The organism is Cytobacillus sp. NCCP-133 (assembly GCF_026011715.1).
In the GTDB taxonomy this organism is placed as follows: Bacteria; Bacillota; Bacilli; order Bacillales; family Cytobacillaceae; genus Cytobacillus.
In genome coordinates, this window is record NZ_BRVM01000041.1 from 1 (window position 1) to 11,187 (window position 11,187).

8 protein-coding genes, 10 tRNA genes and 1 rRNA gene are annotated in these 11,187 nt (G+C 42.0%); 18 read left to right on the forward strand and 1 reads right to left on the reverse strand.

Going from position 1 to position 11,187, the window contains the following annotated elements; all coding sequences use genetic code 11:
- Nucleotides 1-216: 216 nt before the first annotated feature.
- The 12 genes from rrf to rocF all read left to right on the forward strand — a co-directional run bounded on the left by rrf (nucleotide 217) and on the right by rocF (nucleotide 2,962).
- Nucleotides 217-333, forward strand: a 5S ribosomal RNA gene (rrf, locus tag NCCP133_RS21410).
- Between the two features lie 19 nt (nucleotides 334-352).
- A tRNA-Asn gene (locus NCCP133_RS21415) sits at nucleotides 353-427 on the forward strand.
- A 36-nt stretch (nucleotides 428-463) separates the two neighbouring features.
- A tRNA-Thr gene (locus tag NCCP133_RS21420) sits at nucleotides 464-536 on the forward strand.
- A gap of 28 nt (nucleotides 537-564) precedes the next feature.
- Nucleotides 565-639 (forward strand) — tRNA-Glu (locus tag NCCP133_RS21425).
- Nucleotides 640-644: 5 nt separating this feature from the next.
- Nucleotides 645-720, forward strand: a tRNA-Val gene (locus NCCP133_RS21430).
- Between the two features lie 8 nt (nucleotides 721-728).
- Nucleotides 729-804: transfer RNA gene (locus NCCP133_RS21435), tRNA-Thr, on the forward strand.
- Nucleotides 805-814: 10 nt separating this feature from the next.
- Nucleotides 815-898 (forward strand) — tRNA-Tyr (locus NCCP133_RS21440).
- A gap of 66 nt (nucleotides 899-964) precedes the next feature.
- A tRNA-Gln gene (locus NCCP133_RS21445) sits at nucleotides 965-1,039 on the forward strand.
- Between the two features lie 290 nt (nucleotides 1,040-1,329).
- Nucleotides 1,330-1,402 (forward strand) — tRNA-Lys (locus tag NCCP133_RS21450).
- A 57-nt stretch (nucleotides 1,403-1,459) separates the two neighbouring features.
- A tRNA-Gly gene (locus tag NCCP133_RS21455) sits at nucleotides 1,460-1,534 on the forward strand.
- 2 nt (nucleotides 1,535-1,536) lie between these two features.
- A tRNA-Ala gene (locus tag NCCP133_RS21460) sits at nucleotides 1,537-1,612 on the forward strand.
- Nucleotides 1,613-2,056: 444 nt separating this feature from the next.
- On the forward strand, nucleotides 2,057-2,962 hold the full coding sequence (gene rocF, locus NCCP133_RS21465; protein ID WP_264807267.1) for an arginase: 906 nt from the start codon (nucleotides 2,057-2,059) through the stop codon (nucleotides 2,960-2,962).
- 43 nt (nucleotides 2,963-3,005) lie between these two features.
- Here the strand turns inward: rocF and NCCP133_RS21470 are convergent, their stop codons facing one another.
- Entirely contained in the window at nucleotides 3,006-3,164 is a 159-nt protein-coding gene (locus NCCP133_RS21470; RefSeq protein WP_264807268.1) for an aspartyl-phosphate phosphatase Spo0E family protein, read from the reverse strand.
- A gap of 463 nt (nucleotides 3,165-3,627) precedes the next feature.
- On the opposite strand from NCCP133_RS21470, the gene sigW reads away from it, so the two are divergent.
- From sigW to glmS, 6 genes are all read left to right on the forward strand, one after another.
- Nucleotides 3,628-4,191 (forward strand): RNA polymerase sigma factor SigW, encoded by a 564-nt coding sequence (gene sigW, locus NCCP133_RS21475; RefSeq protein ID WP_264807269.1) that lies wholly within the window; start codon nucleotides 3,628-3,630, stop codon nucleotides 4,189-4,191.
- Between the two features lie 17 nt (nucleotides 4,192-4,208).
- On the forward strand, nucleotides 4,209-4,865 hold the full coding sequence (locus tag NCCP133_RS21480; RefSeq protein ID WP_264807270.1) for an anti-sigma factor family protein: 657 nt from the start codon (nucleotides 4,209-4,211) through the stop codon (nucleotides 4,863-4,865).
- A 197-nt stretch (nucleotides 4,866-5,062) separates the two neighbouring features.
- Entirely contained in the window at nucleotides 5,063-5,890 is an 828-nt protein-coding gene (gene cdaA, locus NCCP133_RS21485; protein ID WP_264807271.1) for a diadenylate cyclase CdaA, read from the forward strand.
- Complete coding sequence (locus NCCP133_RS21490) at nucleotides 5,883-7,193, forward strand: CdaR family protein (protein ID WP_264807272.1); 1,311 nt, start codon at nucleotides 5,883-5,885, stop codon at nucleotides 7,191-7,193. The genes cdaA and NCCP133_RS21490 overlap by 8 nt, the downstream gene beginning before the upstream one ends.
- Before the next feature lie 39 nt (nucleotides 7,194-7,232).
- The gene (gene glmM / locus NCCP133_RS21495) at nucleotides 7,233-8,582 is read left to right on the forward strand and encodes a phosphoglucosamine mutase (RefSeq protein WP_264807273.1); all 1,350 of its coding nucleotides are present in this window, start codon (nucleotides 7,233-7,235) and stop codon (nucleotides 8,580-8,582) included.
- Between the two features lie 706 nt (nucleotides 8,583-9,288).
- A complete protein-coding gene (gene glmS, locus NCCP133_RS21500; RefSeq protein ID WP_264807274.1) occupies nucleotides 9,289-11,091 on the forward strand; it encodes a glutamine--fructose-6-phosphate transaminase (isomerizing) in 1,803 nt (600 codons plus the stop codon).
- Nucleotides 11,092-11,187 lie beyond the last annotated feature (96 nt).

Below are 11,187 nucleotides of genomic sequence, written 5' to 3' on the forward strand. Positions count from 1 at the left end.
ATCAGGTTGATAGGTCAGAGGTGGAAGCGTGGCGACATGTGGAGCTGACTGATACTAATCGATCGAGGACTTAACCAATTGAGCTGGACAACGTATTGGTGAATACTCGGCAGCACTTCTTCATGCATTATCTAGTTTTGAGGGAACGAAAAAAATGAAATTTTCTCTTGAAAAATCCTAAAAAGACGGTATAATAATACTTGTCTTTGAAAATAGTCTGGTGACGATAGCGAGAAGGTCACACCCGTTCCCATACCGAACACGGAAGTTAAGCTTCTCAGCGCCGATGGTAATTGGGGGCTGTCCCCCTGTGAGAGTAGGACGCTGCCGGGCTGTTTCTTAATACCACTATTCCGCAGTAGCTCAGTGGTAGAGCATTCGGCTGTTAACCGAACGGTCGCAGGTTCGAATCCTGCCTGCGGAGCCATTTTCATAATGTCCTTATAGGAACTTATGAGCTGTTGCTTCCATAGCTCAGCAGGTAGAGCACTTCCATGGTAAGGAAGAGGTCACCGGTTCGAGCCCGGTTGGAAGCTCTCTTAGAAAATTACAATAAAATTTTTAGGCCCCTTGGTCAAGCGGTTAAGACACCGCCCTTTCACGGCGGTAACACGGGTTCGAATCCCGTAGGGGTCACCATTTTTGGAGGATTAGCTCAGCTGGGAGAGCATCTGCCTTACAAGCAGAGGGTCGGCGGTTCGATCCCGTCATCCTCCACCATATATTTAGCCGGTGTAGCTCAATTGGTAGAGCAACTGACTTGTAATCAGTAGGTTGGGGGTTCAAGTCCTCTCGCCGGCACCATTCCTAACATGGAGGGGTAGCGAAGTGGCTAAACGCGGCGGACTGTAAATCCGCTCCTTCGGGTTCGGCAGTTCGAATCTGCCCCCCTCCACCATCTATCCTTAATAAATATAACAAAAACTGGACAAGCTATAAGTGTCCTTTTTATTTTGTTAATTAATGGGCTATAGCCAAGCGGTAAGGCACCGGACTTTGACTCCGTCATTCGCAGGTTCAAATCCTGCTAGCCCAGCCATATTTTGAGCCATTAGCTCAGTCGGTAGAGGATTGCGGAAGTTTGCAGCATCGGGGCAAAACATCGGTGAATAGCAAGCTGTAGCAATCTGCGACAAAAACCGAAGGGTTTTGGAGCACCTCTGCAAATCCAGTTTAGGCAACAATTTATTTCCGAGTTATTAACTTAGTCGTTAGAGCAGATTGCAGCATCTTAGCAATTCTTCACCGAATAGCAATCTGTAACAAAGCACGCAGGGCATTGGAACATCTGACTTAGCAGTATTAAGATTTAGAAAATATTATTATTTTGAGCCATTAGCTCAGTCGGTAGAGCATCTGACTTTTAATCAGAGGGTCGAAGGTTCGAGTCCTTCATGGCTCATATTTTCAGTAACACAGGCCTTGGGAATCGATTCCTGAAGGCCATATTTATGAATTTGCGGAAGTAGTTCAGTGGTAGAACATCACCTTGCCAAGGTGGGGGTCGTAGGTTCGAATCCCGTCTTCCGCTCCAATGGGGCCTTAGCTCAGCTGGGAGAGCGCCTGCTTTGCACGCAGGAGGTCAGCGGTTCGATCCCGCTAGGCTCCACCAAAACTTACATAATAGTAAATCCTTAAGCCAGCTGGCTTAAGGATTTTTTGTTTTATTAATCTTTTCATGCTAAAAGAGTTATTTAAAGCGGAGTAGTTAGTTCTATTAAGATTGGATAGTGTAAACAGACAAAGCTTCTCTAAAAGTAATAGATGTTAAAAGTCTAAACCAACCCTTGCTAAAAAAGTTCCCAAAAATATTTATTTGTAAATTTTCCGAATTTATTTGTTAGTTCTTTTAGCCTTTTGTTTAAGATATTTAAGATTTATTCGCTAAATTCCTTAGTTTATTACGCTATAAAAGGTGAAAGGCTTAAGTATAATGCTGATCCATAAAGGGCCTCTCTCCTCTCAGTCGCATATATATGCATGATTTTGTCGAGTTGAGTCATACGTTTGAAAGCGGTTAAAATATTAGTATAAAGGGAAAGGGAGGATACAGATTATGAAAAGACAGAAATTATCGATAATTGGCATGCCTATGGATTTAGGGCAGATGAGACGCGGCGTGGACATGGGACCTAGTGCCATTCGCTATGCTGGGATTAATGAACGACTAAAACACTTATTTGAGGAAATTCATGATCAGGGTGACATTGCTATTGGACGTCCGGAAGTTCAGGTTGATCCAGACTCCAATCTTAGAAACTTGGATTTAATTGCTGAGAAGACAGAAAAGCTTGCTGAGGAAGTAGGTAATGCCGTTCAAGCAGGAGCATTTCCGTTAGTTCTTGGCGGTGACCATAGTATCGCTATAGGTACTTTAGCTGGTGTATCCAAGCATTATGAAAATCTCGGGGTAATATGGTATGATGCCCATGCAGATTTAAACACGGGGGAAACCTCGCCATCAGGAAACATTCATGGTATGCCTCTTGCAATAAGCCTTGGAATTGGCCATCCGCTATTAACAAATGTTGGCGGATATGGTCCAAAGGTAAAGCCTGAAAACATTGTTATTATTGGTGCCAGATCTTTAGATGAAGGAGAAAGAGAGCTTATTAGAGAGAAAGGCATCAAAGTTTATACGATGCATGAAGTTGATCGTCTTGGCATGACAAAGGTTATGGAGGAATCTATTACATATTTAAGAGATCAAAAGACCGATGGTGTCCATCTTTCATTGGATCTGGATGGTTTAGATCCTCATGATGCGCCAGGTGTAGGAACTCCTGTGATAGGCGGAATAAGCTATCGCGAGAGTCACTTAGCGATGGAAATGCTTGCTGAAGCACAAATTATCACTTCTGCTGAATTTGTGGAAGTTAATCCAATACTGGATGATAAAAATAAAACAGCAACTGTAGCTGTAGCACTCATGGGTTCACTATTTGGAGAAAAGCTTCTTTAATAAACTTCAAGAAAAATGAGCAGAACCGTTCTATCGGTTCTGCTCATTTCTTTGCTGAAAGTGTGTAATATTTATTTAAAAGTTGATCAAGTTTGCTGCTGGTTTCTACCACTCGGAGGTTTGTATAAGAATTAGCTGCTGCCAGCTGGATCATCTCTGATCGGCAATCCTCAATCGCTCTTAATAATTCCTTGACAGACACCGTTACCAACCCTTTTCCATGATTTTAGTACTTTTATACCCCTGATAGAACTTTTTTAAACCAGAATAAGTAAATATTTGTTAATATAGAAAATGAATGTTTTTTAAAAAAAGGTAGTTTTCGTAAAGTGTGTTGCTTTTCAATAACTTAGTTAAGTTTGCTGAGTTGATTGGTGCAGAGGGTACTTGATCCTCGAAAATGCATTCGCATTTTCTTCGTGCGGTGTTGATTCGAGGAATATTATTCAATGTCCTGCAGGGGAGAGGGAGCGGGAGACCCATCAGACGCAGAGCGTCGAGGGAATTTGTTTCTCCCCGCGGAAAGCAAGTGCCTCGTGCTGAAATCAACGAGTTAAATTCATTAGCAAAAACAACAATCTATGAGAAGGAAGCCAAAAAAAATGAAACCTTTTCCGCTATCGATTCGTATTATCGATTAGCCGCAGTGAAGCGGAGGTAAAAAAATGGAGACAGTCGTAAAGAAGAGGATCAAGCAAGTATTAAAAGGTGACCAGGATGCCTATGCTGAAGTAGTTGAAATATATAAAGATAAGGTTTTTCAAATTTGTTATAGGATGCTGGGAAACAGGCATGAAGCGGAAGATATTGCACAAGAAGCTTTTTTAAGGGCATATGTGAATATCAGCAGCTTTAACATTGAGTTGAAATTTTCCACTTGGCTATATCGAATTGCAACAAATCTCTGCATAGACAGGATCAGGAAGAAAAAGCCGGATTATTACTTGGACGCCGAGGTAGCAGGAACAGATGGTTTAAATATGTACTCACAGATTCCTTCTGATACAAGGCTTCCAGAAGAAGACGTAGAAAGCTTGGAGCTGCAGGAAATCATTCAAAGAGAGATATCCAAGCTGCCTGAAAAGTACCGTTTGGTTATCGTTCTGAAGTATATCGAAGAGTTATCGTTAAATGAGATCAGTGAAACGCTGGATCTTCCTTTGGGTACGGTAAAAACCCGGATTCACCGGGGCAGGGAAGCACTTAGGAATCAATTACGATATGTTTAATAAAGAGGGTGAGAACTTTGAAATGTCCAGCAGAAATTATTCTTTATATGCATGAGTATTTAGATGAAGAGATCTCAGCCGAACATGAAAAGGAACTAAGAGCACATCTGCAAAATTGCAAGGAGTGCCAAAACCATTTCCATGAATTGAAAAAGACGATAGCTCTAGTACAAAGCACATCACATATACAGGCCCCGGATCATTTTACAGCAAGTGTAATGGCAAAACTTCCAAAGGAAAGACACAAAGTAGGTGTCCAGCGATGGTTTAGGCAGCATCCGCTTTTAACAGCAGCATCTCTATTCCTTATTTTAATGATGGGCAGTCTGATCTCTTCCTGGGATCAGGATCACCAGTTATCGGTCTCCAAACAGCCAAATCTTGTCGTCCAGAATGATAAGGTTATTGTTCCTGAAGGAGAAGTTGTTAAAGGCGATGTAGTCGTAAAGAATGGGAAGCTAGAGATTCATGGTGAGATAGATGGCGATGTCACAGTCATCAATGGAGAAGTCATTAATGGAGAGCAATATATGGCTTCAGCCGGCAAAGTAACCGGAGAAATAGAAGAAGTGAATGCCATATTCGAATGGATCTGGTTCCATATTAAAAACGCATCAAAAGAAATCATCAATGTCTTTGATGCTGATGATAAAGATACCGATAAAGAAAAATAGCGTTTATAACAGAAAGAATCCCTGCCATTTTTGTGCAGGGATTCTTAATAGTTCAGTAAAATTTAATTTTCCAGTTATTTATGCGTTGTCTCAAAATTGGAAATGGGTTTAAATATGATATAATATGAAAGTTACATATATAAACGATTTTAAACTTTAAGCAACTTGCTTTGAAATATATATTTGGAGGAAGGACAATGTCGTTTGCAGATTTCTCTATTTTGAAATTGTTGGCTAATACAATAGACATTCTCCTTGTTTGGTACGTCATCTATAAACTTATAATGATTGTCAAAGGAACGAAGGCTGTCCAATTGCTGAAGGGGATTTTTGTCATTATCCTGGTTAAAGTAGCAAGCGACAAGTTTCACCTGCAAACATTAGGATGGATGATGGAACAGGTGCTTCTTTGGGGATTTCTGGCCATCATTATTATTTTCCAGCCGGAGCTGAGAAGAGCACTTGAACAATTGGGACGAGGAAGATTCTTCTCAAGGACGGGTAATCAGGAGGAGGAAAATCAGGAGAAGCTGATTGAATCCATTGCCAAGGCAGTGGATTATATGGCTAAACGCCGCATTGGAGCGCTTATTTCAGTTGAGCGGGATACCGGAATGGGTGACTATGTTGAAACGGGCATTCAGCTGGATTCCAAGATTTCATCTGAGCTGCTGATAAATATATTTATTCCCAATACACCTCTTCATGACGGAGCCGTTATCATTCAAAAGAATTGTGTGGCGGCAGCAGCCTGCTATTTACCGCTGTCGGAGAGTCCATTCATCTCTAAAGAGCTGGGCACCAGGCATAGGGCTGCTTTAGGAATAAGCGAAGTAACCGACAGTATCACCATCATTGTTTCGGAGGAAACGGGAAGTGTTTCCTTAACCAAAAACGGGGAGCTGCACCGTGATTTAAAAGCAGCAGCTTTTAAAGAAATGCTTTCAAATGAATTGCTTTTTCATCAGAAGATTAAGCAGACTTCTTCAGGCCGCTGGAACTGGAGGGGGAAAAAGAATGGATAAGTTAATAGATAAATTGGTAGATACCCGCTGGTTCATGAAAATTGTCGCACTAATCCTGGCACTATTTTTATTTGATTCAGTATATGATGCAGATCAGGAATTAAAGGTTACTAACGTTCCTGGCCAGCAGGATTCAGAAGTAATTGAAGATGTCCCGGTGAAAAGCTACTATGATACAGAAAACCTGGTCGTCACCGGTATTCCAGAAACAGTTGATTTGAGTATAGAAGGCCCAAAAAGCCACCTGGAGCAAGCTAAAAAACTGCAGAACTTTGAAGTATATGCAGATTTGACGGATGCTGAAATTGGCTCTCAAAGAGTTGAAATTAAGATCCGCGATATTTCAGATAAACTTGATGTGACGATCAATCCGCAATATGCAGATGTGACAGTCCATGAAAAAGTGACCCAGGAATTTAAAGTGGATGCGGAATTTAATAATGGCCTGCTTGGTGAGGGTTATACGGCCGAAGCGGCATATGCAGAACCAAAGACGGTAAAAATCACCGGAGCAAAAGAAATTATCGAACGGATCAGTTTTGTTAAAGCTACCTTAGATGTCAAAGGGCCAATTACAGAGACAATTATTGAAAATGCAACTGTCAGGGTATTGGATCGTGAAATGAATAAACTTGATGTTATTGTAGAACCGCAAGTGATTCAAGTAACAGTTCCGGTTAAGCAGCTAAGCAAGACGGTTCCCGTTACGATCGTCCGGAAAGGAAATCCTCAAGATGGGATTACGATTAATGCTATTGAACTTGATGTGAACGAGGCTTCCATATCAGGGCGGGAAGATATTTTAGGTGAGACTGAAAGTGTTAGGGTAGAGGTGGATGTCAGCAGGATTCAGGAAGATACCGTGCTCACCTTGCCGGTTATTATCCCGGATGGCATTTCTGCGGTAGATCCTAAAACAGTGAAGGCGTCAGTTGACGTGAACAAAGAGGAAAAAACAGACGAAGAGGAAAGTGCTGAAAAGCCTGCAGATGAAACACAGGGACAGGAACAAGAGGAAACAAAAACCTTGTCAAACATTCCTATCAGCTTTGCCGGCTTAGCCGAAGAGTATGAAGCTGTCCTTAAAACACCTGCTTCAGGAAGGACAAGTATTACGGTTACCGGAAGCAGCAGTACAATCCAAAGTCTCAAAGCGGCTGACTTTAATGTTTACTTGAGCCTCGCAGACCTTGGTGAGGGTGAACATGAGGTGCCGATCAGCGTCGATGGTCCTTCTGGGGTGGACGCAAAACCTGGCACAGGAAAAGCGACCATATCAATTACGCAAAAAGAAGAAGCTTAATATAGAGTATTTTTTATAGTAAGAAGGAGCGATTACAAAATGGGTAAATATTTCGGTACAGATGGAGTACGCGGAGTTGCAAATAGTGAATTAACACCGGAGCTGGCTTTTAAGCTGGGCCGTTTTGGAGGATATGTTTTAACGAAAGACCATGACCGGCCAAAGGTATTAATTGGACGTGACACGCGTATATCGGGCCATATGCTTGAAGGTGCATTAGTAGCAGGGCTATTGTCCATTGGGGCAGAAGTGATGCGCCTCGGTGTTATTTCCACTCCGGGCGTTGCGTATTTAACGAAAGCCCTTGGCGCTGAAGCAGGTGTAATGATTTCGGCTTCCCACAATCCGGTAGAAGATAACGGGATTAAGTTCTTTGGCACTGACGGATTCAAATTATCCGATGAACAGGAAGCAGAGATTGAAAAATTAATGGATATGCCTGAGGATCAGCTGCCAAGACCGATCGGCAGCAATCTTGGGCAAGTGAATGATTACTTTGAAGGCGGACAGAAATATCTTCAATATTTAAAGCAAACTGTTGATGAGGACTTCTCTGGCATACATATTGCGCTGGATTGTGCACATGGTGCCACTTCCCCGCTGGCAACGCACCTATTTGCCGATTTGGATGCGGATTTATCCATGATGGGAGCTTCTCCTAACGGATTGAACATTAATGAAGGGGTGGGATCTACTCATCCTGAGGCACTTTCTGCGTTTGTAAAGGAAAAAGAAGCAGATGTAGGGCTGGCTTTTGATGGAGACGGTGACCGTTTGATTGCGATTGATGAAAATGGTGATATTGTTGATGGTGACCAGATCATGTATATTTGTGGAAAATACATGAAAGAGCAGGGAAGGCTTAAGCAAAACACAGTGGTTTCGACTGTAATGAGCAATCTTGGCTTCTATAAAGGGCTGGAAGCTAACGGGATCGAAAGTGTTCAGACAGCTGTAGGCGACCGATATGTTGTGGAAGAAATGAAGAAGAAAGGCTACAACCTTGGCGGAGAACAGTCAGGCCATATCATTTTTCTAGACTACATCACAACTGGGGATGGACTCCTGACAGGCCTTCAGCTTGTTAACATCATGAAGGTAACCAAAAAGCCATTATCTGAGCTTGCTAACGAAATGAAAAAATTCCCGCAGAAGCTTGTGAACATCCGTGTAACAGATAAATACCACGTTACAGACAATGAAAAAGTGAAAGAAGTCATTGCACAAGTTGAAGAAGAAATGAACGGAAACGGCCGGATTCTTGTCCGTCCTTCCGGTACAGAGCCGCTTGTCCGTGTAATGGCAGAAGCGCCAACAGGTGAAATATGTGCGTCTCATGTAGACCGCATTGCTGCAGTTGTAGAGAGGGAAATGGGATTAAAAGAATAAGACATACAGATATGCATAAGGGAACTCATTAACCCCCTTATGCATATTTTTAATATATGGAAGGTTTACAGTGCCAGCAGCGGGGAATACCCAACTGTACGGATGGGATGCTTCCTGTATTTATCTATTGACGGATTGTTTCAGTATGATGTATGATAATCCTGTTTTTGAATTAAAAATGGAAAAACTTTTTATTCAAGCATAGAAAGGTGGGCAGAAAAATTTTACATTTATAAGCGCCTGAACTGATTCTGAACGTAAAGGATTAGTTGACGAGGAGGAGGTTTATCGAATGATCGGCGGATGCCTCCCGGTTGAAAGCACAACCGAAAATTTCTTCTTTAAAACATTTGGGCAACTGAATGGACAAAGAGAAGGGAATGCTAATTAGAAAAGCGGATTGCAGACAAAAAGCGCCATGTTCTGTGGCAGCGTCTGAATGACCCGCATCCTCCCAAAAGCTAGTGCTTTTGGTCGTGCGATGTAATACTGACGAAGCATTACTTGTCCTGCGGCCCTCGAGCAATAAGACGATTCCTGTAAGAAGGTGTTCTTTTATTTTGGAAGGAATTGGATTAGATCAGATCAGAGAGCCTCTAGGCATTGCAGCTAAACATCGAACTCAAATTTATAATAAAACAGAGATAAGGGGCAAGTCTGCCCCAAAAAGGCTTCTTGCCCCTTCATTATTAGGAGGAAAAGAAGTATGTGTGGGATCGTTGGTTATATTGGAAATCAGGATTCGAAAGAAATTTTATTAAAAGGCTTGGAAAAGCTTGAATATAGAGGATATGATTCAGCTGGTATCGCAGTTATGAATGATAATGGCGTTCAGGTTTTCAAAGAAAAAGGCCGTATTGCGGATCTTCGCAATATTGTAGATGAAGATGTGATGGCGAACACGGGAATTGGACACACTCGCTGGGCGACTCATGGAGTGCCAAGCACAGTGAATGCTCACCCTCATCAAAGTAATTCCGGACGCTTCACACTTGTTCATAATGGCGTAATTGAGAACTATGACATCTTAAAGCGCGAATATTTGCAGGGAGTTGCCCTTAAAAGTGATACAGATACGGAAATCATCGTTCAACTGATCGATTTATTCGTGAACGAAGGATTTACTGCTGAGGAAGCGTTCCGCAAAACACTGACACATTTAAAAGGCTCATATGCCATCGCCCTTTTGGATGCAGAAAACAATGAAACGATTTTTGTTGCAAAGAATAAAAGTCCCCTTCTGGTTGGATTAGGTGAAACATTCAATGTTGTCGCTTCGGATGCAATGGCGATGCTTCAAGTTACAGATCAATATGTTGAACTGATGGACAAAGAAATCGTTATTGTTACGAAAGAAGAAGTTAAGATTCAGACATTGAATGGCGAGGAAATCAGCCGTGATCCGTATACTGCTGAGTTGGATGCAAGCGATATTGAAAAAGGAACATATCCTCACTACATGCTAAAAGAAATCGATGAACAGCCTTTAGTGATGCGCAAAATCATCCAGAAGTATCAAGGTGATAATGAAGAGCTGACAATCGACCAGGAAATCGTTGAGGCAATGAACAATGCTGACCGTATTTATATCATCGCGGCTGGTACTTCTTATCATGCAGGACTGGTTGGAAAGCAATTCATTGAAAAAATTGCGGAAATTCCAGTTGAAGTTCACATTTCAAGTGAATTTGGCTACAATATGCCATTGCTTTCAAAAAAGCCGCTATTTATCTTTATCTCTCAAAGCGGCGAAACAGCAGACAGCCGTGCTGTGCTTGTAAGTGTAAAGGAAATGGGCCATAAGGCGTTAACGATTACAAACGTACCAGGTTCAACACTATCCCGTGAAGCTGACTATACTTTATTGCTTCATGCAGGCCCTGAAATTGCCGTAGCTTCTACAAAGGCTTATACAGCCCAGATTGCTGTATTATCCATCCTTGCAGAAGTTACAGCGAAGAGCCGCGGGTTAGAACTGGGCTTCAACCTTGTTCAGGAGCTTGGCATTGTAGCAAATGCAATGGAAGTTCTATGTGACTCAAAGGAAGAGTTTGAAGATATTGCAAGCAAATTCCTTTCAACTACACGCAATGCGTTCTTCATTGGCCGCGGAATTGATTTCTATGTTGGTCTAGAAGGCGCGCTCAAGCTGAAAGAGATTTCTTATATCCAAGCTGAAGGCTTTGCAGGCGGAGAATTGAAGCATGGAACAATTGCTCTAATCGAGAATGGGACGCCAATCATTGCCCTGGCAACTCAAGAAAGTGTGAACTTAAGCATACGCGGCAACGTAAAAGAGGTAGCTGCCCGCGGAGCAAATCCTTGCATCATTTCCATGAAAGGGCTGGAAACAGAAGAAGACAGTTTTATCATCCCGGAAGTGAACGAGTTATTAACCCCTCTTATCTCTGTAATACCATTACAATTAATTTCTTACTATGCTGCGCTGCACCGTGAGTGTGACGTAGATAAGCCGCGTAATCTGGCTAAGTCGGTTACTGTGGAGTAAGCGGAAATTTATATAAAAATAATTGTGTTAAAACAAAATAAAGTTTGCAGAATAAGAAAAAAGTCTGCATAAGAAGAATAAAGTTTGCATAAAGCC